Source organism: Vogesella facilis (assembly GCF_042648525.1).
GTDB lineage: Bacteria > Pseudomonadota > Gammaproteobacteria > Burkholderiales > Chromobacteriaceae > Vogesella > Vogesella facilis.
The window spans coordinates 196,468-218,643 of record NZ_JBHRXN010000030.1 but is presented as its reverse complement, the minus strand read 5'-3'; the positions used below and the strand labels follow the sequence as shown (position 1 = coordinate 218,643).

General features: G+C 65.9%; 21 protein-coding genes. 14 read left to right on the top strand and 7 right to left on the bottom strand.

What is annotated here, in order from left to right; translation table 11 throughout:
* Positions 1-42 precede the first annotated feature (42 nt).
* A complete protein-coding gene (locus ACFOLG_RS10820; RefSeq protein ID WP_386091605.1) occupies positions 43-942 on the bottom strand; it encodes a sterol desaturase family protein in 900 nt (299 codons plus the stop codon).
* Positions 943-1,094: 152 nt separating this feature from the next.
* Between ACFOLG_RS10820 and ACFOLG_RS10815 the strand changes: the two genes are divergently transcribed.
* Positions 1,095-1,547, top strand: coding sequence for a hypothetical protein (locus ACFOLG_RS10815; protein ID WP_386091604.1), 453 nt, complete (start codon positions 1,095-1,097; stop codon positions 1,545-1,547).
* On the top strand, positions 1,534-2,352 hold the full coding sequence (locus tag ACFOLG_RS10810) for a DUF2145 domain-containing protein (protein WP_386091602.1): 819 nt from the start codon (positions 1,534-1,536) through the stop codon (positions 2,350-2,352). Before ACFOLG_RS10815 ends, ACFOLG_RS10810 begins: the two co-directional genes overlap by 14 nt.
* Here the strand turns inward: ACFOLG_RS10810 and ACFOLG_RS10805 are convergent.
* From ACFOLG_RS10805 to ACFOLG_RS10780, 6 genes are all read right to left on the bottom strand, one after another.
* Entirely contained in the window at positions 2,346-2,717 is a 372-nt protein-coding gene (locus ACFOLG_RS10805; protein ID WP_386091600.1) for a putative zinc-binding protein, read from the bottom strand. The two genes, ACFOLG_RS10810 and ACFOLG_RS10805, sit on opposite strands and share 7 nt — an antisense overlap.
* A 111-nt stretch (positions 2,718-2,828) precedes the next feature.
* Positions 2,829-3,923 carry a rod shape-determining protein RodA gene (gene rodA / locus ACFOLG_RS10800; protein ID WP_386091599.1) on the bottom strand — a complete coding sequence of 365 codons (1,095 nt, stop codon included), beginning with the start codon at positions 3,921-3,923 and terminating at the stop codon, positions 2,829-2,831.
* Positions 3,904-5,859, bottom strand: a complete 1,956-nt coding sequence (mrdA, locus tag ACFOLG_RS10795) for a penicillin-binding protein 2 (RefSeq protein WP_386091597.1) — start codon at positions 5,857-5,859, stop codon at positions 3,904-3,906. The genes rodA and mrdA overlap by 20 nt, the downstream gene beginning before the upstream one ends.
* A 6-nt stretch (positions 5,860-5,865) precedes the next feature.
* Entirely contained in the window at positions 5,866-6,369 is a 504-nt protein-coding gene (gene mreD, locus ACFOLG_RS10790; protein WP_386091595.1) for a rod shape-determining protein MreD, read from the bottom strand.
* A gap of 3 nt (positions 6,370-6,372) precedes the next feature.
* Positions 6,373-7,278 (bottom strand): rod shape-determining protein MreC, encoded by a 906-nt coding sequence (gene mreC / locus ACFOLG_RS10785; RefSeq protein ID WP_386091593.1) that lies wholly within the window; start codon positions 7,276-7,278, stop codon positions 6,373-6,375.
* Positions 7,279-7,324: 46 nt separating this feature from the next.
* A complete protein-coding gene (locus ACFOLG_RS10780; protein ID WP_349587610.1) occupies positions 7,325-8,368 on the bottom strand; it encodes a rod shape-determining protein in 1,044 nt (347 codons plus the stop codon).
* Between the two features lie 216 nt (positions 8,369-8,584).
* Between ACFOLG_RS10780 and gatC the strand changes: the two genes are divergently transcribed.
* The 12 genes from gatC to ftsW all read left to right on the top strand — a co-directional run bounded on the left by gatC (position 8,585) and on the right by ftsW (position 22,069).
* Positions 8,585-8,872 carry an Asp-tRNA(Asn)/Glu-tRNA(Gln) amidotransferase subunit GatC gene (gene gatC, locus ACFOLG_RS10775; protein WP_386091591.1) on the top strand — a complete coding sequence of 96 codons (288 nt, stop codon included), beginning with the start codon at positions 8,585-8,587 and terminating at the stop codon, positions 8,870-8,872.
* A 73-nt stretch (positions 8,873-8,945) separates the two neighbouring features.
* Positions 8,946-10,397 carry an Asp-tRNA(Asn)/Glu-tRNA(Gln) amidotransferase subunit GatA gene (gatA, locus tag ACFOLG_RS10770; protein WP_386091589.1) on the top strand — a complete coding sequence of 484 codons (1,452 nt, stop codon included), beginning with the start codon at positions 8,946-8,948 and terminating at the stop codon, positions 10,395-10,397.
* Positions 10,398-10,460: 63 nt separating this feature from the next.
* Positions 10,461-11,888 (top strand): Asp-tRNA(Asn)/Glu-tRNA(Gln) amidotransferase subunit GatB, encoded by a 1,428-nt coding sequence (gene gatB / locus ACFOLG_RS10765; RefSeq protein ID WP_386091587.1) that lies wholly within the window; start codon positions 10,461-10,463, stop codon positions 11,886-11,888.
* Between the two features lie 297 nt (positions 11,889-12,185).
* The gene (gene mraZ / locus ACFOLG_RS10760) at positions 12,186-12,632 is read left to right on the top strand and encodes a division/cell wall cluster transcriptional repressor MraZ (protein ID WP_386091585.1); all 447 of its coding nucleotides are present in this window, start codon (positions 12,186-12,188) and stop codon (positions 12,630-12,632) included.
* Positions 12,629-13,588, top strand: coding sequence for a 16S rRNA (cytosine(1402)-N(4))-methyltransferase RsmH (gene rsmH / locus ACFOLG_RS10755; protein WP_386091583.1), 960 nt, complete (start codon positions 12,629-12,631; stop codon positions 13,586-13,588). Before mraZ ends, rsmH begins: the two co-directional genes overlap by 4 nt.
* On the top strand, positions 13,585-13,863 hold the full coding sequence (ftsL, locus tag ACFOLG_RS10750) for a cell division protein FtsL (protein ID WP_386091581.1): 279 nt from the start codon (positions 13,585-13,587) through the stop codon (positions 13,861-13,863). The genes rsmH and ftsL overlap by 4 nt, the downstream gene beginning before the upstream one ends.
* A complete protein-coding gene (locus ACFOLG_RS10745) occupies positions 13,860-15,608 on the top strand; it encodes a peptidoglycan D,D-transpeptidase FtsI family protein (RefSeq protein ID WP_386091580.1) in 1,749 nt (582 codons plus the stop codon). Before ftsL ends, ACFOLG_RS10745 begins: the two co-directional genes overlap by 4 nt.
* Entirely contained in the window at positions 15,605-17,095 is a 1,491-nt protein-coding gene (locus tag ACFOLG_RS10740) for a UDP-N-acetylmuramoyl-L-alanyl-D-glutamate--2,6-diaminopimelate ligase (protein ID WP_386091578.1), read from the top strand. The genes ACFOLG_RS10745 and ACFOLG_RS10740 overlap by 4 nt, the downstream gene beginning before the upstream one ends.
* Positions 17,079-18,446, top strand: coding sequence for a UDP-N-acetylmuramoyl-tripeptide--D-alanyl-D-alanine ligase (locus tag ACFOLG_RS10735; protein WP_386091576.1), 1,368 nt, complete (start codon positions 17,079-17,081; stop codon positions 18,444-18,446). Before ACFOLG_RS10740 ends, ACFOLG_RS10735 begins: the two co-directional genes overlap by 17 nt.
* A gap of 5 nt (positions 18,447-18,451) precedes the next feature.
* The gene (gene mraY / locus ACFOLG_RS10730; RefSeq protein WP_386091757.1) at positions 18,452-19,534 is read left to right on the top strand and encodes a phospho-N-acetylmuramoyl-pentapeptide-transferase; all 1,083 of its coding nucleotides are present in this window, start codon (positions 18,452-18,454) and stop codon (positions 19,532-19,534) included.
* Positions 19,535-19,544: 10 nt separating this feature from the next.
* Entirely contained in the window at positions 19,545-20,909 is a 1,365-nt protein-coding gene (murD, locus tag ACFOLG_RS10725) for a UDP-N-acetylmuramoyl-L-alanine--D-glutamate ligase (protein WP_386091574.1), read from the top strand.
* Entirely contained in the window at positions 20,909-22,069 is a 1,161-nt protein-coding gene (ftsW, locus tag ACFOLG_RS10720) for a putative lipid II flippase FtsW (protein WP_386091572.1), read from the top strand. The genes murD and ftsW overlap by 1 nt, the downstream gene beginning before the upstream one ends.
* Positions 22,070-22,176 lie beyond the last annotated feature (107 nt).

Genomic DNA, 22,176 nt, shown 5'->3' with positions numbered 1-22,176 from the left:
ACGGTGGCGGAATTGTGCGTGCGCGCCTGGTCTCGCCGCGGCTTAGCTCGCTTGGCAACCTGGGTTTTTCGCGGCCGCGGTAAGCTTGTCGGCAGCCTGCTGCGTGGCAACGCGCTCGGCCGCCTCCGGTGCACCGAACAGCAGCGTCAGCCGGGCGCGCCAGCCGCGTGCGGCCAACGTTTCGCGCAGCATGTCGCGCCACTCCACCACGTTCACCCACAGCGGGTTGACGCTGTTTACCGGCTTCACCGTGCCGTAGCGGCATGGCTCGTCGGCGCTTTCCACCACGTAGCTGCCGAACAGCCGGTCCCAGAGCACCAGCACCCCGGCGTAGTTGTGGTCGATGTAGCGCGGGTTCAGCGCGTGGTGGCTGCGGTGGATGGACGGGGTGTTGAACAGGTATTCCAGCCAGCCCAGCCGCGGCACGGCCTGGGTGTGCACAAAGAACTGGAAGGCGAGGTTGAGCAGCACCACCGCCACCACCTGCTGCGGGGTGAAGCCCAGCCAGGCCAGCGGCAACCAGAACGCCCACATGCCGGCCAGCGGGTACAGCAGGCTCTGGCGGAAGGCGGTGGACAGGTTCAGGCGCGTGGAGCTGTGGTGCACGCTGTGCGCCGCCCACAGCCAGCGCACGCGGTGGCTGGCACGGTGGAACCAGTAGTAGAGGAAGTCCTGCGCCAGGAACAGCAGCAGCGTGCCGCCCCAGCCGCCGGGCGGTTGCCACAGCCGGTAGTGCTGGTAGGCATACTGGTACAGCGGGATCACCAGCAGCCAGGCCAGCTTGTCGGCGCCCTGGTGCAGCAGCGCCAGGCCGGCATTGCACAGCGTGTCCGGCCAGCTGTAGACCTCGGCGCGGCCGCGGCGGCGCCAGTACAGCATCTCCCCGGCCACGCAGGCCAGAAACACCGGCGCCAGCGCCAGCAGCAGCAACTCCACTTGCATGCCCATCTCCTCGTGTTGGCCGCACGGCGTGGCGCGGTCTTGTTTAGAGTTCTGGCTCTATACTGCGGTGCGATCGCCAGCATTGCAACAAGCGTTTGATTTTCACATTGCCAATGCTGTTGTCGTATCATGCCGTTTTCATGGAGGTGACGATGAACGCAAGAAAATGGTGTGCCGCGGCGTTGCTGCTGGCCAGCGTGCAGGGCTGGGCCGGCTCGCTGGATTTCAATCCGTCGGAGAAAGTGGCGCTCGGGATGCTGTCCATCATTGCCACCCCGGCCGGGCTGGTGATGGGCAGCGTGCAAGGCAAGCCGCTTACCGGGCTGATGCTGCCGGTGGTGGGTACGGTGTTCGTGGTGCAAGGCGTGGTGGAGGCCAGCGGCGACAGCGTGCGCCTGCTGCTCGATGGCGCCAAGGATGGCAGCAAGCTGGCGCTGGACATGTCTAAGGCGGCGTTCCAGGCCTCCGGCACCGCCATCGGCGCCACGGTGCAGGCCTCGGCCACTGCCAGCGGCACGCTGCTGGTGGCATCCGGCAAGGTGCTGGCCTTCATTCCCAACACGCTGGGCGAGGCGCTGCTGGAGCATGGCCATGTACCGTCGTAAGCCGCTGGCCGCCGCCGCCGCCGCCGCGCTGCTGCTGGCCTGCCTGGCGGCACCGGCGCAGGCCGGGCGCTCCTGCGAGGAGAAAGCGCTGTCGCCGGACACCTTCCGCCTGGCGCTGGCTACCGCGCAGCAGACGCAGCAGCGGCTGGAGGCGCTGGCGGTGCCGGTGGCCATCATCGGCCGGGTGGGGCAGGACCTCAGCAAGTACGGTTTACGCTACACCCATGCCGGCATCGTCTACCGTGCCGGCGACGGGCGCTGGCGGGTAACGGAACTGCTGAACGAATGCGGCAGCGATCGCGCCGAGCTGTGGCACGACGGGCTGGGCACTTTCTTCCTCGACGATATGTTCGCCTTCGACACCGTGCTGCTGCTGCCGCCGCCGGCGGTGGCCAAGAGCCTGGGCGAGCGGCTGCAGGACGGCCCGCTGCTGCGCACCATGTTTTCCGCCCGCTACAGCCTGACTGCCTACCCGTTTGCCACCCGCTACCAGAATTCCAATGCCTGGGTGCTGGAAACGTTGGCCGCGGCCAGCAGCGGCAACCGCCTGTACAGCCGCGAGCAGAGCCAGCAGTGGCTGCAGAAAAACGGCTACCAGCCCACCGAGCTGCAGCTGGGGGCGCTGACCCGCCTCGGCGGCCGCATGTTCAAGGCCAATGTCGCCTTCGACGACCACCCGAACGAGCTGCGCTACAGCGACCGCATCCGCACCGTGTCGGTGGATTCCATCATCCAGTTCTTCATGGCGCGCAACGAGGGCTGGCAGGTGGAGGAGATCGCGGCGCCGGTACAGAAGCGCTACTGATGCAGCGCGGTGGCGGCGGCGCTGAGCAGCGGCCACAGCCGCTCGGCGTCGGCCGGGTCGAAGTCGGCGTGCTTGCGTTTTTTCACGCCGTGGCTGGATAGCTCGATGCTGCGGTCGGGGTGCAGGCCGGCCTGGCGCAGGCAGCCCTGCACGCAGGCCAGCGGACAGCCGTCCAGCGCCAGGATGCGGCGCCCGCTGCGCGCGGCGCGCAGCAGCGCCGGCACCTGGCCGCCGACGCCGGCGATGCAGGACATCTCGGCCAGGCCGGCGCGGGTCAGGCGCAGCGCAAAGTGGTTGGCCAGCTGCGCGGCGCTGGAGCAGCCGGAGCAGGAGTAGACCAGGGGCAGGGCGGGATCGGGCTTCATGCGGGCAAGCCTAGCGCCAGCGCGCGCGCCGGCCTATTGGCCGGGTGGACTAGGCCGAACGGCGATGCGGCCAACGTGTAAGGTTGGCCGTAGGCAGGGGAACCGCGTGGCTCAGCGCTTGCGGTTGCCGATGCTCATCAGCATGCCCAGCGCCACCGCCAGCGACACGGTGGCGGTGCCGCCGTAGGACATGAACGGCAACGGCACACCCACCACCGGCAGGATGCCGGCCACCATGCCCATGTTGACGAAGGCGTACACGAAGAACGACAGCGTGATGGCGCCGGCCAGCAAGCGGCCGTACAGCGTCTGCGCACGGGCGGTGATCAGCATGCCGCGGCTGATGATGCACAGGTACAGCACCAGCAGCGTCAGGTTGCCGAGCAGGCCGAACTCCTCGGAGTACACCGCGAAGATGAAGTCGGTGGTGCGCTCGGGGATGTAATCGAGGTGGGTCTGGCTGCCGTTGAGCCAGCCCTTGCCCCACGGCCCGCCGGAGCCGATGGCGATCATCGACTGGATGATGTGGTAGCCGTCGCCCAGCGGGTCCTGCATCGGGTCCAGCAGCGTCAGCACCCGGCGGCGCTGGTAGTCGTGCATCATGTTCCACACCACCGGCAGGCTGGCGGCAAACGCCACCAGGCCGCCGATGATCACCTTCCACGACAGTCCGGCGAAGAACAGCACGAAGAAGCCGGCGCCCATGATCAGCACCGCGGTGCCCAGGTCCGGCTGCTTCAGCACCAGCACGCCGGGCACGGCGATCAGCGCCGCCGCCACGATGTAGTGCCGCCAGTTGAGGGTGGTCTCGTATTTCTGGAAGTACCACGCCAGCATCATCGGCAGTGCGATCTTCATGATTTCCGACGGCTGGATGCGCACGATGCCCAGGCTCAGCCAGCGCTGCGAGCCGTTGACGATCACCCCGAACAGCTCCACGCCGATCAGCAGCAGTACCCCCACCGCGTACAGCGGCGGTGCGAAGTTCATCACCGCCTGCGGCCGCGCCTTGGCCAGCACCCACATCACCACCAGCGACAGCAGGGTGTAGACCAGCTTGTTGTCGATCTTGTACCAGCTCTGGTTGGAGGCGGAGTACAGCACCAGCAGGCTGAGCATGAACACGCCGCCCAGAAACGCCATCAGCCAGCCGTCGAACGGCTCGGCGATGGCATCCCAGATGCGCTTAGCGAGCGGCTGATGCATCGCGGGCTCCTTGGTCCGGTTTCTTGGTGGCGGGCATGGTCAGCAACTGGCCTTCCAGCTCGGCCGGCACCTTGCCGGTGAGCGCGAAGTCGGTCACCGCGCGGGCGATCGGCGCGGCGCTGGTGGCGCCGAAGCCGGCGTTTTCCACGATCACCGCGATGGCGATGGTGGGCTTTTCCACCGGCGCGAAGGAGATGAACCAGGAGTGGTCGCGGTACTGCTCGGCCAGCGCGCCTGCGTTGTACTTGGCGCCCTGCTTGATCTGCACCACCTGCGCGGTACCGGTCTTGCCGGCCATGCTGTAGGTCAGCCCGCCGCTGATGCGGAAGGCTGTGCCGCCCGGCTGCAGCACCTGGCGCATGCCTTCCTTCACGGTGGCGAAATGCTGCGGCTTGAACGCCAGCGCGCGCAGCGGCTGCGGGTCGATCGGCTTTTCCAGGTTGCTGCGCGCGTCGACGATCTTCTGCACCAGGTGCGGCCGGAACACCTGGCCGTCGTTGGCGAGGATGGCGGTGGCATTGGCCATCTGCAGCGGGGTGTAGGCATTGAAGCCCTGGCCGATGCCGACGCTGACCACGTCGGCCGGATACCAGCGGCCAACCTCCGGCCGCGCCTTGGCAAAGCGCTTGGCCTTCCATTCCTTGCTCGGCAGCACGCCGGTGGATTCGTTGTCCAGGTCGATGCCGGTCTTGCTGCCGAGGCCGAACTGCGCCACCAGCGGGTGGATGCGGTCGATGCCCATCTCCCACGCCAGGCGGTAGAAATAGGTATCGGACGACACGGCGATGGCCTTGGCCAGGTTCACCATGCCGTGGCCGCTGGGCACCGAGTCGCGGAACTGGTGGCTGGAGCCGGGCAGGGTGAAGTAGCCGGGTGCCGGGCGCAGCTCGTTCGGGTTGAGCGCGCCGGCTTCCAGCCCGGCCATGGCGAAGAACGGCTTGAAAGTGGAGCCCGGCGGGTACAGCCCGCGCAGCGCGCGGTTCACCAGCGGCTTCTGCCAGTCCTCGTTCAGGCCCTTCCAGGTGGCGGCGTCGATGCCGTCGATGAACAGGTTGGGGTCGAAGCCGGGCTTGGAGACGAAGGCGAGCACGCCGCCGGTCTGCGGGTTGATGGCTACCAGCGCGCCGCGGCGCATGCCGAACAGCTTGTCGGCGATTTCCTGCAGGCGGATGTCCAGCGCCAACTGCAGGTTGTTGCCGTGTACCGGCGGGGTGCGGCGCAGGCTGCGCACCGCGCGGCCGCCGGCATCGGTTTCCACCTCTTCAAAGCCGTTCTGGCCGTGCAGCTCTTTCTCGTAGGTGGCTTCCAGCCCCAGCTTGCCGATGTGGGTGGCGCCGCGGTAGTTGGCCAGCGTGCCGTTCTCTTCCATCTGCTGCTGGTCGCGCTGGTTGATGCGGCCGATGTAGCCCAGCACATGGCTGGTCAGTTCCTTGTACGGGTAGTCGCGGAACAGCCAGGCGCGCACTTCCACGCCGGGGTAGCGCCAGATGTTGGCCGCCAGCCGCGCGGCTTCCTCTTCCTTCAGCTTGAGCTTGAGCGGTACCGGCTCGAATTCCTTGCTCTCGGCGAGAAACTTGCGGAAGCGGCGCTCGTCGCGCGGGGTGATTTCCACCAGCGCGCCCAGCGCCTTCACCGTGGCGTCGAGGTCGGCGATCTTGTCCGGGATCAGTTCCAGCGTGTAGGCGGCATGGTTCTGCGCCAGCACGATGCCGTTGCGGTCGAGGATCAGGCCGCGGTTGGGCTGCACCGGCACCAGCGAGATGCTGTTGTTCTGGGCCAGCGTGGAAAAGTGGTCGTACTGCAGCACCTGTAGCCAGACGAAGCGGACGGCCAACAGCAGCAACATCAGCACCATGAAGCCGAAGGCGATCAGCAGCCGCAGCTGGAACTGGCTTTCTTCGGTTTGCGGGTCTTTCAGACGGGCATGACGTGACATTGCGGCTTACACGCTGTGGTGGCGATAGGGCAACAGCAGCAGCTTGTTGAGCAGCGGCCACAGCAGCGCGCCCACCAGCGGCGGCAGGAAATAGCCCCAGCCGATAAAGGCGGCACCGCTGGCAAGACGCACCAGCACCATGATCACTTGGTTGGCCTGCAGCAGCGCCAGAATCACCAGCGCCTGCTGCCCGAGGTTGAACATCACCAGCTGGCGCTGGCGCAGCTGCACCAGGTAGGCGGTGATGCTGTAGGCCAGCGCGTGCTGGCCGAACAGGCCGGCGGTGGCCACGTCGGTGATCAGGCCGATCAGGAACGCCATGCCGACGCCGATGCGGCGCGGCTGGTTGATCGCCCAGTGCAGGATCAGGATGGCCACCACGTCCGGCAGCCAGCGGGTGGAGCCCACCGGCAGCGGCAGCAGTTCCAGCAGCAGGGCGATGGTGAAGGTCAGGGTGATGAAGCGGCGGCGTACCGGCTTGAGCAGTTCCTGCGGGCGTTCGTAGCTCATGGTCTAGCCAGCATCCTCGTCGGTGGTTTTTTTCTTTTTGACGGCTGGTTCCGCTTCTGGCGCCGGAGCCGGCGGCACCGCCGAGCGTGCCGGCAGCACCAGCACATAGCGGCTGGACTGCACGCCGGCCACGCTCTGGCACAGCACGCGGGCGAAGGCGGCGCCGGCCGGGCGGTCGACATGGGTGACACGCGCCACCGGGATGCCGTCCTGGTACAGGCCGTCGATGCCGGAGGTGACCAGCTGGTCGCCGGGGCGGATGTCGGAGCCGGACGACAGGTAGCGCACTTCCACGCCGCCGCCGTAGCCGTACAGCAGCGTGCGCTGGCCGGTACGCAGGTTCACCACCGGCACCATCTGGTTCTTGTTGATGATCAGCGTGATCTCGGAGGTCAGCGGCTGCACGCGGGTGATCTGGCCGATCAGTCCCTGCTCGTCGATCACCGGCAGCCCGGCCTTGACGCCGGCATCGAGGCCCTTGTCGATGATGATCTTGTAGCTGAACGGGTCGCGCGCGGTGTACAGCACCTCGGCCAGTTGGCCGCCGTCGCTGCGGCCGGCTTTCAGCTGGTTCAGCGCCTTCAGCTGCGTCAGTTCGCGTTCCAGCGTCTGCAGCCGCATCAGGCGGCCGGACTGCGCCAGCTCCAGGCTGCGCAGGCGGTCGTTCTCCGCCTTCAGTTCGGCCTGGGTCACGAAAAAGTCGCCGATATGGCGGCCGGCGCTAAGCGGCAGGTTAACGGCACGCTGCACCGGGTACAGCAACACCGAGATGGCATCGCGGGCGCGATCCATCAGGCCGAAATGGCTGTCGCCCACTAGCAGGGCCAGCGAGGCGAGCACGCACAGGATCAGGCGCGCGCCGGGACTCAGGCCCTGGTTGGCGAAGCTCGGGGAATTGGCGAAGTTCATGCGACCGCGCACCGCCCGTGACCGGGCGGTGCCTCAGGAGTAGCGGTTAGGGAACGTTGGTGAAGATGGTGCCAACCTTGTCCATCTTGTCCAGCGCCTTGCCGGAGCCGCGCACCACGCAGGTCAGCGGTTCTTCGGCCACAAATACCGGCAGGCCGGTCTCTTCGGCCAGCAAGCGGTCGATGTCTTTCAGCAACGCGCCGCCGCCGGTCAGTACCATGCCCTTGTCGGCGATGTCGGCGCCCAGTTCCGGTGGGGTCTGTTCCAGTGCGATCTTCACCGCGGACACGATCTGGTTCAAGGGTTCGGTCAGTGCTTCCAGAATCTCGTTGCTGGACACGGTGAAGGCGCGCGGGATGCCTTCGGCCAGGTTGCGGCCCTTGACTTCCATTTCCTTCACCTCGGTACCCGGGAAGGCGGAGCCGATGGTCTTCTTGATTTCCTCGGCGGTGGTTTCGCCGATAAGCATGCCGTAGTTGCGACGAATGTAGTTGATGATGGCTTCATCAAACTTGTCGCCACCCACGCGCACCGAATTGGAATACACCACGCCGCCCAGCGAGATCACACCCACTTCGGTGGTGCCGCCACCGATGTCCACCACCATGGAGCCGGTCGGGTCTTCCACCGGCAGGCCGGCGCCGATGGCGGCTGCCATCGGTTCTTCGATCAGCTCGACACGGCGTGCGCCGGCGGCCAGCGCGGAGTCCTTGATCGCGCGGCGTTCCACCTGGGTGGAGCCGCACGGTACGCAGATCACGATGCGCGGGCTGGCGGCGAAGAAGCGGTTCGGGGTGACCTTCTTGATGAACTGCTTGAGCATCTGTTCGGTCACGGTGAAGTCGGCGATCACGCCGTCCTTCATCGGGCGGATGGCCTGGATGCTGCCCGGGGTACGGCCCAGCATCTTCTTGGCTTCCAGGCCCACGGCCAGGATGGATTTCTTGTTGGTGGGCGCATCGCTGTGGATGGCCACTACCGACGGCTCGTCGAGCACGATGCCTTTGCCGCGCATGTAGATCAGGGTGTTGGCCGTGCCGAGGTCGATGGCCAGATCATTGGAAAAGTAGCCGGTGAGCGAACGAAACATGTGGCGATCCTGGGTGAATTTGGGTGGGTGCCGGCACAACTGGCGCCAGGCAGACCGGTGGCGGTTTGGTCATGTTGCAGGCGAAAGGTTCAACCGGTGTGACAGCCGGGAAATCCGCGCGGCAGGCCTGCGCAATGACCATGTGTTCTTGGGTGAATCAAACCAGTTATGATACCCTACAACGCTTGAATTATTAAAGGTTTTGACGAGGGTGTCATGTCGCTGACTCATGAGGATGTTGCGCGAATCGCGCGCCTGTCCCGCATCGCCGTAACCGACGCCGAAATCGAGGCTGTCGGCAAGCAGCTGAACAATATTCTGGGCCTGATCGAACAGATGCAGGCCGTCAACACCGACGGCATCGAGCCGATGGCGCATCCGCAGGATGTCAGCCTGCGCCTGCGCGAAGACGCGGTCACCGAGCCGGATCGCCGCGACGCCTGCCAGGCGGTGGCGCCGCAGGTGGAAAAGGGCCTGTTCCTGGTGCCCAAGGTCATCGAGTAATGCGGCCAACCCTGGCCGTTCCGCATGGCGCCAGCCATGCGCTTATGTCATTCCGGACGGAAATCAACACGCAATGATTAACGCCACGCTGAAACAGCTTTCCGCGCAACTGGCCGCCGGCCAGCTGAGCGCCGTCGAGCTGGCTACCGCCTATCTCGACCGCATCGACGCGCTGAACCCGCAACTGAACGCCTTCATCACCGTCGACCGCGCCAAAACGCTGGCCGAGGCCGCCGCCGCCGATGCGCGCCGCGCCGCCGGCACTGCCGGCGCGCTGACCGGCGTGCCGATCGCGCACAAGGATATTTTCTGCCAGCAGGGCTGGAAGACCAGCTGCGGCTCGAAGATGTTGGACAACTTCATCGCGCCGTACAGCGCGCACGTGATCGAGCAGTGCCAGGCCGCCGGCCTGGTGACGCTGGGCCGCGCCAATATGGACGAGTTCGCCATGGGCTCCTCCAACGAGAACAGCTTCTACGGCGCGGTGAAAAACCCGTGGGATGCGCTGGCCATTCCCGGTGGCTCCTCCGGCGGTTCCGCCGCGGCGGTGGCCGCGCGCCTGGCGCCGGTGGCCACTGCCACCGATACCGGCGGTTCCATCCGCCAGCCGGCCAGCCACTGCGGCGTGACCGGCATCAAGCCCACCTACGGCGTGGTGTCGCGCTTCGGCATGGTGGCCTACGCCAGTTCGCTGGACCAGGGCGGGGTGATGGCGCAGACCGCCGAGGACTGCGCGCTGATGCTGAACGTGATCGCCGGCTTCGACGAGCGCGACTCCACCAGTCTGGAGCGTGTCAAGGAGGACTACAGCCGTGACCTGGCGCAGCCGCTGGCCGGCCTGCGCGTCGGCCTGCCGCGCGAATACTTTGCCGCCGGTCTGGCTGCTGACGTTGGCCGCATCATCGACAACGCGGTGAGCGAGCTGAAGAAGCTGGGCGCCGAGGTGGTGGAAGTGAGCCTGCCCAACACCCAGCTGTCGATCCCGGCCTACTACGTGATCGCCCCGGCGGAAGCCTCCGCCAACCTGTCGCGCTTCGACGGCGTGCGCTACGGTCATCGCGCCAGCGAGTACAAGGACCTGGTCGACATGTACGAGAAGACCCGCGCCGAAGGTTTCGGCAGCGAGGTGAAGCGCCGCATCATGGTGGGCACCTATGTGCTCAGCCACGGCTACTACGATGCGTACTACATCAAGGCGCAGAAGATCCGCCGCCTGATCGCCGACGACTTCAAGGCCGCCTTCGCCGGCTGCGACGTGATCCTGGGGCCGGTGGCGCCGACCGCCGCCTTCAACCTGGGCGAGAAATCCGGCGACCCGGTACAGATGTACCTGTCGGACATCTACACGCTGTCGGTGAATTTGGCCGGCCTGCCGGCGATGAGCGTACCGGCCGGCTTCAGCGACAACGGTCGCCCGGTGGGGCTGCAGATCATCGGCAACTACTTCGGCGAGGCGCGCATGCTGAACGTGGCACACCAGTTCCAGCAGGCTACCGACTGGCATACCCGCGCCCCGGCGCTGTAATTGCAATTATCAAGGTTGGCCGCATGCGGCCAACCTTCTGAACAGAAAAAGGATTTTCCAATCATGAAATGGGAAGTCGTTATCGGTCTTGAGGTGCACGTGCAGCTCAACACCGCTTCCAAGATTTTCTCCGGTGCCAGCACCGCCTTTGGTGCCGAGCCGAACACCCAGGCCTCGCTGGTGGAGCTGGCGCTGCCGGGCGTGCTGCCGGTGATGAATAAGGCGGTGGTGGACAAGGCCATCCGCCTGGGGCTGGCGCTGGACGCCGGCATTAACCAGAAGAACGTGTTCGCGCGCAAAAACTACTTCTATCCGGATCTGCCCAAGGGCTATCAGATCAGTCAGATGGAGCTGCCGATCGTCGAGCACGGCAAGCTGACGATCCAGGTTGGCGACGAGGAAAAGGTGATCCGCGTTACCCGTGCGCATATGGAAGAAGATGCCGGCAAGAGCCTGCACGAAGACTTCCACGGCATGACCGGCATCGACCTGAACCGTGCCGGCACCCCGCTGCTGGAGGTGGTGTCCGAGCCGGACATGCGCTCGCCGGAAGAAGCGGTGGCCTATGCCAAGACGCTGCACACGCTGGTGACCTGGCTGGGCATCTGCGACGGCAATATGCAGGAAGGCAGCTTCCGCGTGGATGCCAACGTGTCGGTGCGCCCGTTCGGCCAGGCCGAGTTCGGCACCCGCCGCGAGATCAAGAACCTGAACTCCTTCCGCTTTCTGGAGCAGGCGATCAAGTACGAGATCCAGTGGCAGATCGACACCATCGAAGACGGCGGCAAGATCCAGCAGGCCACCGTGCTGTTCGACCCGGACAGCGGCGAGACCCGCATGATGCGCAGCAAGGAAGACGCGCACGACTACCGCTATTTCCCGGACCCGGACCTGCTGCCGGTGCGCATCGCCGACGAACAGATCGCCCGCATCCGCGGCGAGATGCCGGAACTGCCGGGGCAGATGAAGGCACGCTTCGCCGAGCAATACGGCGTGTCGGCCTACGATGCCGCGCTGCTGACCTCCAGCTTGGCGCAGGCGCAGTACTTCGAGGCGGTAGCTACCGCCACCGGTCAGGGCAAGCTGGCGGCCAACTGGCTGGGCGGCGAAGTGGCGGCGCGCTTGAACCGCGACGGGTTGGACATCAGTGCCTGCCCGATCTCGGCCGAGCGTCTGGCTGGGTTGGTGCTGCGCGTGGCCGATGGCACGCTGTCCAACAAGCTGGCCAAGCAGGTGTTTGATGCCTTGTGGGACAGCGAGCTGTCCGCCGACGCCATCATCGAGCGCGACGGCCTGAAGCAGGTGTCCGATGCCGGCGCCATCGAAAAGATGGTGGAAGAGGCGATTGCGGCCAACCCCAAGGCGGTGGAGGAGTTCCGTGCCGGCAAGGAAAAGGCGCTCAACGCGCTGGCCGGCCAGGTGATGAAGGCGTCCAAGGGCAAGGCCAACCCGGCGCAGGTGCAGGAGATCCTGAAGCAGAAACTGGCCTGACGCGGTTCTGCAGTGCCATCCGGCGGCGCACCCAGGGGTGCGCCGCTGCGTTTTTTGGCTGTGGCCAGTCTTGTCAACGGCATGATTTGACACCCGTTCTCGGGTTGTTTTCGTAAGCCGCTGATTTGCCTCGATTTCTCATTTGAAACAATCTGGTAAGTCATTGTCGCCAAAGGCTAATTGCCAATTTTCGATGTTGACCGGGTAAAATCGTTTCCCTATAGTGGCGAAAAGTGGGGTGAAGTGGGTAATTGTGGGGCGACGGCCCCTAACTTTTCGGCGAACTGTCCAAAGCAAATGATCGGCGGCGTAAGTCTTGTCTCTCTTGATGCCAAGGGGCGTCTGGCCATTCCGGCTAGGCACCGCGAGACACTGCTGTCCGCTTTCGGCCACAAGCTGGTTGTTACCCTCGAATCCTCCGATCACCTGCTGATCTACCCCGAACCCAACTGGAAGCCCGTCGAGCAGCGTTTGCTGGCCTTGCCCAGCGGCAACCCCACGCTCAAAAGCTATCAGCGCCTGGTGCTTGGACACGCCGAGACGCTGGAAATGGACGCTGCCGGTCGCATCCTGCTGCCCGCCCGCCTGCGCGAGTTGACCCAGCTGGACAAGGATGTGGCGCTGGTGGGGATGGGCAACCGCTTTGAACTGTGGGATGCCGCCGGCTGGGACAACCAGACCAGCGTGGCACTCGACATTGACCCCGCTGACCTTGCGCAGCACCTTGGAGATTTCACGCTTTGACCGACGCCGTTTTTGTTCACCGCACGGTGCTACTCGATGAGGCCGTTGCGGCCCTCGCCATTCGTCCGGATGGCGTTTACGTCGATTGCACCTTCGGGCGCGGCGGCCACAGCCGGTTGATCCTGTCCCAGCTGGGGCCGCAGGGTCGCCTGATCGCCTTCGACAAAGACCTGGAAGCCATCGCCGTCGCCACCGCGCTGGCGGCGGAAGATCCGCGCTTCAGCATCGTGCACAACGGTTTCGAAACCTTCGCCAGCGAGTTGGCCGCATTGGGCGTGGCGCAGGTGGACGGCGTGCTGATGGACCTGGGCATTTCCTCGCCGCAGATCGACGATGGTCGCCGCGGCTTCAGTTTCCGTTTCGATGCGCCGCTGGACATGCGCATGGACACCACTCGCGGCATGACCGCAGCCGACTGGCTGGCCACTGCCGACGAGGCCGACATTGCAGAGGTAATCAAGACTTATGGTGAAGAGCGGTTTGCTCGCAAGATCGCAGCAGCCATTGTTGCGCAAAGGGCTGAGCGTCCCCTCGAAACGACGCGTGAGCTCGCCTTGCTCGTTGGGAAGAACGTCCGCACTCGGGAACCAGGTCAGGACCCCGCGACGCGAACCTTCCAGGCGATAAGGATTTTCATCAACCGCGAGCTGGATGAACTCAAGGCGGTGCTACCGCAGGTGGTGTCACATCTGGCACAGGGCGGGCGTCTGGCGGTGATCAGCTTCCACTCGCTGGAAGACCGCATCGTCAAGAACTTCATCCGCGACGCCAGCACCACCGACACCCTGCCGTCGTGGGTGCCGGTGCGCGCCGCCGACATCGCCGAGGCGGCGATCAAACCGGTGGGCAAGGCCATTCGCGGCAGCGAGGAAGAGATCGCGGCCAACCCGCGCGCGCGCAGCGCCATCATGCGCGTGGCCGAGCGCACCGCCGGTGAATGGAAGGGGACGGCGTGAGCATTAACAAGCTCAATGCCGCCTTGTTGGTGGCTGTGATCGGGTGCGCGATGTCGGTGGTGACCTCGCAGCACTTGTCGCGCCGCCTGTACAACGAGCTGGAGAAACAGCAGAAGCTGTCGCGCCAGCTGGATGTCGAGTACGGCCAGCTGTTGCTGGAACAAAGCACCTGGGGCGCGCACGCGCTGATCGAGAAATCCGCCTCCAGCCGCCTGGGCATGCTGACGCCCAGCCAGCGCCAGGTGTACGTGATTACGCCGGAGGGGGTGCGATGAGCCGCGTCTACTCGCCGCCGATCCGCAACACCGTCAAGCCGCATATGCGGCTGGCACCGGGCCGCGTGGCGGTGGTGCAGGTATTGCTGGGTCTGCTGCTGCTGGCGCTGCTGTCGCGGGCGATCTACCTGCAGGTGGTGCAACAGGACTTCCTGCTAAACCAGGGCGAGGCGCGTTTCCGCCGCGCGCTGGTGCTGGAAGCCAACCGCGGCGTGATTACCGACCGCAACGGCGAGCCGCTGGCGATCAGCACCCCGGTGCAGTCGATCTGGGCCAGCCCGGTGGACATGAACCCGGTGCCGACCGCCAAGTTGGCCGCATTGTCGCGGCTGCTGGAGCTGCCGCAGGCCGAACTGCAGCAGAAATTCGCCGACAAGAAGCGCGAATTCGTCTATCTCAAGCGCCAGATCAGTCCGCAGCTGGCACAGCAGGTAATGGCGCTGGGCATTCCCGGCATTGCCAAACAGCAGGAATACCGCCGCTACTACCCGGCCGGCGAGATGCTGTCGCACGTGATCGGCTTTACCGGCGTGGACGGCAAGGGCCAGGAAGGGCTGGAGCTGACCCGCGAGAAGATGCTGGCCGGCAAGGCCGGCAGCCGTACCGTGCTGAAGGACCGTCGCGGTCACATCATTGAAGATGTCGCCGCCATCGAGCCGCCGCGCGACGGCCAGACGCTGGCGCTGTCCATCGACAAGCGCATCCAGTACCTGGCGTTCCGCGAGCTGTCGGCCGCCACCGAGGCGTTCAAGGCCAAGGCCGGCGGCGTGGTGGTGCTGGACGCGCAGACTGGCGAAGTGCTGGCACTGGCCAACACCCCGTCGTACAACCCGAACAACCGTGCGGTGCTGGAGCCGGAAATGCGCCGCAACCGCGCGGTGGTGGACATGTTCGAACCCGGCTCCACCATGAAGCCGTTCACCGTGGCGATGGGCATCGATGCCGGCCGCATCACGCCGGATACCTGGTTCGATACCCGTCCCTACATGATCGGCCCGGCCACGGTGCGCGATTCGCACCCCAACCCGTCGCTGACCGTGTCCGGCATCATCCAGAAATCGTCCAACGTCGGCTCTTCCAAGATCGCGGCGATGTTCAGCCCGGAACAGATGTGGACTTTCTACCGTCAGAGTGGTTTCGGCATCAGCCCGCAGTCCGGCTTCCCCGGTGAAAGCTCCGGTCGCCTGCGCGACTGGCAGGGCTGGCGCCCGATCGAGCAGGCCACCATGTCGTTCGGCTACGGTGTCACCGTCAGCCTGCTGCAGCTGGCACGCGCCTACACCATCTTCACCCACGCCGGCGCGCTGCTGCCGCTGTCGTTCACCAAGCTGGCAGTACCCAATCCGGGGCGCCAGGTGGTGAAGGAAGACACCGCGCGCAAGATGCGCCAGATGATGATCGCTGTGACCGAAGAAGGCGGCACCGCGGTGCGCGCACAGGTGCTGGGCTACCACGTGGCCGGCAAGTCCGGCACCGCCCGCAAGCTGGTGGGCGGCCGTTACGCCTCGGACAAGCACATCGGCCTGTTCGTCGGCTTCGCCCCGGCCACCAACCCGCGGCTGATCGTGGCGGTGATGATCGACGAACCCTCCATCGGCGGCTACTACGGTGGCACCGTATCCGGCCCGGCCTTCTCCAACATCATGGCCGGTAGCCTGCGCATCCTGGGGGTAGAGCCCGACGCTCCCTCCAATAACACACTGATTCCGGAACAACAGATTTCGGAAGTGCGGGAAGAAACATGAAAAGCAGCCTGATCAACTTGCCGGACTGGGACCCTGCGGTACTGCAGGGTCTTGGCGTTGCCGTGAGCCGCGTCGAAACCGACAGCCGCCGCGTGCTGCCGGGTGACCTGTTCCTGGCCTGTCGCGGCGAATACAGCGACGGCCGCGACTTCATCGCCGCCGCGCTGGAAAAGGGTGCCGCCGCGGTGCTGTGGGACGACGCCGACGGTTTTGCCTGGAACCCGGCCTGGCAGGTGCCCAACCTGCCGGTAGCCAATCTGCGCGCCAATGCCGGCATCGTCGCCGCCCATGTCTATGGCCATCCCAGCCGCGACATGGCGGTAGTCGGCATCACCGGCACCAATGGCAAGACCTCGATCTCGCACTGGCTGGCACAGGCCTATGCGTTGCTGGGCGAGAAGGCGGCGCTGATCGGCACCGTGGGCAACGGCTTCTACGGCGAACTGACGCAGACCACTCACACCACGCCGGACCCGATCACCGTGCAGCAGAAACTGGCCGAATACCGCCGCCAGGGCGCTAGCGTGGTGAGCATGGAAGTGTCCAGCCATGGCCTGGACCAGTTCCGCGTCAATGGCGTGGCGTTCCGCAGCGCGGTGTTCACCAACCTGACCCGCGATCACCTCGACTACCACGGCAGCATGGAACAGTACGGTGCCTCCAAGGCCAAGCTGTTCCACTGGCAGGGCCTGCAGCACGCGGTAATCAACGCCGACGACGCCTTCGGCCGCACCCTGGCCGCCGGCATCGACGCCAGCCGTACCCGCGTCATCACTTACGGCCTGGAGCAGGGCGACGTGCGCCCGCTGAGCCTGGCGGCCAACCTGGACGGCCTGCAGCTCACCGTTACCACGCCGTGGGGCGATGCCGACATCAAGAGCCCGCTGTTGGGCCGTTTCAATGCGGCCAATATGCTGGCCTGCCTGGCGGTGTTGTGCGCCAACGGCGTGGCGCTGGACGACGCCGCCCGCGTGCTGGGCAAGATCCAGCCGGCGCGCGGCCGCATGCAGCGCATCGGCAGCAGCCTGGAGCCGCTGGTGGTGGTGGACTACGCCCACACCCCGGACGCGCTGGACAAGGCGCTGGCCACGCTGGCGGATATCCGCCCGGCCGGCAGCAAGCTGTACTGCGTGTTCGGCTGCGGCGGCGACCGCGACAAGGGCAAGCGTCCGCTCATGGGCGGTATCGCCGAGCGCATCGCCGACGTGGCGGTGGTGACCAGCGACAACCCGCGCAGCGAAGACCCGCAGGCCATCATCGACGACATCGTGACCGGCATGCAGGCGCCGGGCCAGGTCGAGATCGACCGCGCCGCCGCCATTCACTGGGCGGTGCTGCAGGCGCGCGTCGGCGACGTGGTGCTGATCGCCGGCAAGGGCCACGAGGAATACCAGGACATCGCCGGGGTGAAGCACCCGTTCTCCGATTTCCGCGTTGCCGAAGACGCGCTGACCGCCTGGGGGGCCGCACATGCTGACGCTGACTGAGGCCGCCGGCATCCTGTCCGGCGAACTGCTCGGCAGCGACGCCCGCTTCCAGCGCGTGGTCACCGATAGCCGCGCGGCGCAGGCCGGCGACCTGTTCGTGGCGCTGAAGGGCGACAACTTCGACGCCCATGACTTCGTGCCGGAGGTGCTGGCCAAGGGTGCGTTTGCACTGGTGCGCCGCGACTTTGCGCCGGCTGGCGGCAGCGTGATCCGCGTCGACGACCCGCGCCTGGCGCTGGGCACGTTGGCCGCAGACTGGTGCGCGCGCCTGAGCGTGCAACGCATCGGCATCACCGGCTCCAACGGCAAGACCACGGTCAAGGAAATGGTGGCCGCCATCCTGCGCGCCCACGCCGGCGACGCCGCGGTGCATGCCACCGCCGGCAACTTCAACAACGACATCGGCCTGCCGCTGACGCTGCTGGCGCTGACCCCGGCGCATCGCTACGCGGTGATCGAAATGGGCATGAACCATTTCGGCGAGATCCGCTACCTCAGCGGCCTCACCCGGCCGCAGGTGGCGCTGGTCAACAACGCCATGCGCGCGCATCTGGGCGGTGGCTTCGACAGCACCGCCGACATCGCCCGCGCCAAGAGCGAGATTTTCGAAGGCCTTAGCGCCGACGGCGTCGCCATCATCAATGCCGACGACGCGCAGCTGCCGGTCTTTGCCGCCGCCGCTGGCGCGCATCGCCAGCTGCGCTTCGGCTTGGATGCTGCGGCCAACGTTAGTGCCCGCGACATCATCGCCAGCGCGACCGGCAACCGTTTCACCCTGCTTTGCCCGCAAGGCGAGCAGGCCATCGAATTGCCGGCCGCCGGCAAGCACAACGTGCGCAATGCGCTGGCTGCTGCCGCGGTGGCGTTGGCACTGGACGTGCCGCTGGCCGCCATCGCCGCCGGCCTGGCCGCCTTTGGCGGCGTCAAGGGCCGGCTGCAGCTCAAGCGCGCCGTCTGCGGTGCCACCGTGATCGACGACAGCTACAACGCCAACCCGGATTCGATGAAGGCCGGCATCGACGTGCTGGCCGCCTACCCGGCGCCGCGCGTGTTCGTGATGGGGCAGATCGGCGAACTGGGCGATACCGCGCGGGCACTGCACGCCGAAGTCGGCGCGCATGCCCGCGCCCGCGGCATCGAGCAGCTGCTGTGCCTGGGCGAGCTGAGCCGGCATGCGGCCAATGCCTACGGCGCCGGCGCACAGTATTTCGACGATCTGCCGGCGCTGCTCGCCGCGCTGGATCAGCAAGTCACCGCCGGCAGCACCGTGCTGGTAAAAGGGTCGCGCTTCATGCGCATGGAGCGGGTGGTGGACCACCTGCAAACACAACAAGAACACGGGAAGGATTAAACGTGCTGCTACTGCTGGCCGATCTGCTGCGCGAACACATTCGCGCCTTCAATGTACTCAACTACGTCACCCTGCGCGCGGTGATGGCGGCGCTGACCTCGCTGGCCATCTCGCTGTGGCTGGGGCCGTGGGTGATCGCCAAGCTCACCGAGCTGAAGGTGGGCCAGGCGGTGCGCAAGGACGGTCCGCAGACCCACCTGGTGAAAACCGGCACCCCGACCATGGGTGGCACGCTGATCCTGCTGGCGATGACGGTGACCACCCTGCTGTGGGCCGACCTGTCCAACCTGTACGTGTGGATCCTGCTGCTGGTGACGCTGGGCACCGGCGCGCTGGGCTTCTACGACGACTGGCGCAAGGTGGTGTACAAGGACCCGAACGGCGTGTCTGCCCGCTTCAAGATGGCGTGGCAATCCACCATCGCCATTGCCGCCGGCGTGTTCCTGCTCACCAGCGCCAAGCTGCCGGCCTCCACCGAATTCATCGTGCCGTTCTTCAAGAACATCGTGTACCCGCTGGGCGGCATCGGCTTCTGCGTGCTGACCTACTTCGTCATCGTCGGCACCTCCAACTCGGTGAACCTCACCGACGGTCTGGACGGCCTGGCGGCGCTGCCGGTGGTGCTGGTGGCTGCCGGTCTGTCGATCTTTGCCTACGTGGCCGGCCACGCGGTGTTCTCCAAATACCTGGGCATGCCGTTTGTGCCGGGCGCACACGAGGTGGTGGTGTTCTGTGCCGCCATCTGCGGCGCCTGCCTCGGTTTTCTGTGGTTCAACGCCTACCCGGCGCAGGTGTTCATGGGTGACGTCGGCGCGCTGGCGCTGGGCGCCGCACTGGGCACCGTGGCGGTGATCGTGCGCCAGGAAATCGTGCTGCTGATCATGGGTGGCCTGTTCGTGATGGAAGCGCTGTCGGTGATGATCCAGGTCGGCTCGTTCAAGCTCACCGGCAAGCGCGTGTTCCGCATGGCGCCGCTGCATCACCACTACGAGCTGAAAGGCTGGAAGGAAACCCAGGTAGTGGTGCGCTTCTGGATCGTCACCATGATGCTGGTGCTGGCCGGCCTCGCCACCCTGAAACTGCGTTGAGGACTCCGTGATGCGCTTCGACAACCGCCACATCATCGTCATCGGCCTGGGCGACACCGGCGTTTCCGCCGCGCGCTGGCTGCTGGCGCATGGTGCGCGCGTCACCATTGCCGACAGCCGCGACAACCCGGCCAATGCGGCCAACCTTGCCGCCGAGCTGGGCGTGTCGCTGCGCCTGGGCGCCTTTGCCGACGCCACTTTCGCCGATGCCGACATGCTGATGGTCAGTCCGGGGGTGAGCATTCGCACCCCGGCCATCGCCGCCTTCGCCGCCCGCGGCGGCGAAGTGGTGGGCGATGTGGAGCTGTTCTGCCGCGCCATTACAGGCAACGGCAGCAAGGTCATCGCCATCACCGGTTCCAACGGCAAGAGCACCGTTACCAGCCTGGTGGGCCACCTGTGCCAGAGCGCCGGGCTGGACACCGTGGTGTGCGGCAATATCGGCCTGCCGGTGCTGAGCGCACTGGCCGAGCGCGAAGCCGCCGGCCAGCAGCCGGACGTCTACGTGATCGAGCTGTCCAGCTTCCAGCTGGACACCACCAGCAGCCTGCGTGCCGACGCCGCCACGGTGCTGAACATTTCCGAGGATCACCTCGACCGTTACCACGATCTGCTCGATTACGCGCACAGCAAGACTGCGATCTTCAGCGGCAGCGGCGTGCAGGTGCTGAACCGCGACGACGTGTTCTGCCGCGCCATGGTGCGCGCCGGGCGCGAGGTACGCTGGTTCTCGCTGCGCGAGGACGTCGATTACGCATTGCAACAGACGGACGGCCGCTACCTGCTTACCATCGCCGGCCAATCGGTATTCGACAGCGTCGAGATGCAGCTGCAGGGCCTGCACAATGCGGCCAACGCACTGGCGGCGCTGGCGCTGTGCGAGGCCATCGGCATCGACCGCGCGCAGTTGCTGCCGGCGCTGAAAACTTTCCGTGGCCTGGCGCACCGGGTGGAATTCGTCGCCGAGTTCGGCGGCGTGATGTTCATTGACGACTCCAAGGGCACCAATGTCGGCGCCACCGAGGCGGCCTTGAATGGCATGACCCGCAAGGTGGTGCTGATCGCCGGCGGCGACGGCAAGGGCCAGGACTTCGCACCGCTGGCAGCGGCCTGCGCGCGCATCGCCCGCGCCGTGGTGCTGATCGGCCGCGATGCGCCGGCCATCCGCGCCGCGCTGGCCGATAGCGGCGTACCGCTGTCCGACTGCGCCACGCTGCAAGACGCCACCCGCGCCGCCGCCAAACTGGCGCAAGCCGGCGACGTGGTGCTGCTGTCGCCGGCCTGCGCCAGCCTGGACATGTTCAAGAACTACGCGCATCGCGCCCAGGTGTTCATCGACACCGTGGCAGCGATCCAGGCAGGGGAGCCACGCTGATGGTCAGCCTCGGCCAGCGCAGCACCGTAACCGCCATCACCGCGCTCGACGAAGCGCTGATGTGGGCGATTGCGCTGCTGCTGTCGATCAGCCTGGTGATGGTGTACTCGGCGTCGATTGCCTATGCCGAGGCCGATCCGGCTACCAACAACCGCTACTTCTACCTGTTCCGCCACATGATCTTCATGACCATTGGCCTGGTAGGCGCCTACATCACCTTTCAGGTGCCGACGACCTTCTGGCAGCAGTATGCGGGCAAGTTTTTCCTGTTCGCCGGCTTCCTGCTGGTGCTGGTGCTGATTCCGGGCATCGGCAAGGTGGTGAACGGTTCGCGGCGCTGGATCAACCTGCTGGTACTGAACCTGCAGCCGTCGGAAGTGATGAAGTTGGCCGCGGCGATCTACGCCGCCGATTACACCGTGCGCAAGGCGGCCAAGCTGCATAGCTTCCGCCAGGGCTTTTTGCCGATCCTGGTGGCCATCGTGTTCGTGGCCATGCTGCTGCTGCTGGAGCCGGACTTCGGCGCGCTGATGGTGGTGATGAGCATCACCATGGGCATCGTGTTTTTGGGCGGCATCAACCTGCGCATCTTCGCCGGGCTGGCGGCGATGGCGGTGGTGGCGATCGCGCTGCTGATCATCACCTCGCCGTACCGGCTGAAGCGGGTGCTGGGCTTCCTCGACCCGTGGGATGACCCGTACGGCAAGGGCTACCAGCTCAGCCACTCGCTGATCGCCATCGGTCGCGGCGAGTGGTGGGGCGTGGGGCTGGGCGGCAGCGTGGAGAAGCTGTTCTACCTGCCGGAGGCGCATACCGACTTCATCATGGCGGTGATCTCGGAAGAATTCGGTTTCATCGGCATCTGCGCGGTGCTGGGGCTGTATGCCTGGATCGTGCGCCGCGCCTTCCACATCGGTGTGGAAGCGAAAAAGCTGGAGCGTTACTACCCGGCGCTGGTGGCGCAGGGCATCGGCATCTGGCTGGGCATCCAGACCTTTTTCAACGTCGGCGTGAACATGGGTCTGCTGCCGACCAAGGGCCTGACGCTGCCGCTGATGTCGTTCGGCGGCTCGGCCATGCTGTGCAACCTCGCCTCGCTGGCGGTGCTGCTGCGAGTGGATTATGAAAATCGACGCCTCATGCGGGGTTTCAAGGTTTGAAACCCCGCATGAACGAGCCGTAAGGCGAGTGAAGCGAAGCGACAGGCGTTGATTTGTCCGAGCCGCGTAGCGGCGAAGGAAAAACCGCCGGCTGATGCGCGATTTGT

What these genes read in the sequence shown, in the direction of transcription:
- ACFOLG_RS10820 (WP_386091605.1), bottom strand. Translation starts at nt 942, where the DNA reads ATGCAAGTGGAGTTGCTGCTGCTGGCGCTGGCGCCGGTGTTTCTGGCC.
- ACFOLG_RS10815 (WP_386091604.1), top strand. Translation starts at nt 1,095, where the DNA reads ATGAACGCAAGAAAATGGTGTGCCGCGGCGTTGCTGCTGGCCAGCGTG.
- ACFOLG_RS10810 (WP_386091602.1), top strand. Translation starts at nt 1,534, where the DNA reads ATGTACCGTCGTAAGCCGCTGGCCGCCGCCGCCGCCGCCGCGCTGCTG.
- ACFOLG_RS10805 (WP_386091600.1), bottom strand. Translation starts at nt 2,717, where the DNA reads ATGAAGCCCGATCCCGCCCTGCCCCTGGTCTACTCCTGCTCCGGCTGC.
- rodA (WP_386091599.1), bottom strand. Translation starts at nt 3,923, where the DNA reads ATGCATCAGCCGCTCGCTAAGCGCATCTGGGATGCCATCGCCGAGCCG.
- mrdA (WP_386091597.1), bottom strand. Translation starts at nt 5,859, where the DNA reads ATGTCACGTCATGCCCGTCTGAAAGACCCGCAAACCGAAGAAAGCCAG.
- mreD (WP_386091595.1), bottom strand. Translation starts at nt 6,369, where the DNA reads ATGAGCTACGAACGCCCGCAGGAACTGCTCAAGCCGGTACGCCGCCGC.
- mreC (WP_386091593.1), bottom strand. Translation starts at nt 7,278, where the DNA reads ATGAACTTCGCCAATTCCCCGAGCTTCGCCAACCAGGGCCTGAGTCCC.
- ACFOLG_RS10780 (WP_349587610.1), bottom strand. Translation starts at nt 8,368, where the DNA reads ATGTTTCGTTCGCTCACCGGCTACTTTTCCAATGATCTGGCCATCGAC.
- gatC (WP_386091591.1), top strand. Translation starts at nt 8,585, where the DNA reads ATGTCGCTGACTCATGAGGATGTTGCGCGAATCGCGCGCCTGTCCCGC.
- gatA (WP_386091589.1), top strand. Translation starts at nt 8,946, where the DNA reads ATGATTAACGCCACGCTGAAACAGCTTTCCGCGCAACTGGCCGCCGGC.
- gatB (WP_386091587.1), top strand. Translation starts at nt 10,461, where the DNA reads ATGAAATGGGAAGTCGTTATCGGTCTTGAGGTGCACGTGCAGCTCAAC.
- mraZ (WP_386091585.1), top strand. Translation starts at nt 12,186, where the DNA reads ATGATCGGCGGCGTAAGTCTTGTCTCTCTTGATGCCAAGGGGCGTCTG.
- ACFOLG_RS10745 (WP_386091580.1), top strand. Translation starts at nt 13,860, where the DNA reads ATGAGCCGCGTCTACTCGCCGCCGATCCGCAACACCGTCAAGCCGCAT.
- ACFOLG_RS10740 (WP_386091578.1), top strand. Translation starts at nt 15,605, where the DNA reads ATGAAAAGCAGCCTGATCAACTTGCCGGACTGGGACCCTGCGGTACTG.
- ACFOLG_RS10735 (WP_386091576.1), top strand. Translation starts at nt 17,079, where the DNA reads ATGCTGACGCTGACTGAGGCCGCCGGCATCCTGTCCGGCGAACTGCTC.
- murD (WP_386091574.1), top strand. Translation starts at nt 19,545, where the DNA reads ATGCGCTTCGACAACCGCCACATCATCGTCATCGGCCTGGGCGACACC.
- ftsW (WP_386091572.1), top strand. Translation starts at nt 20,909, where the DNA reads ATGGTCAGCCTCGGCCAGCGCAGCACCGTAACCGCCATCACCGCGCTC.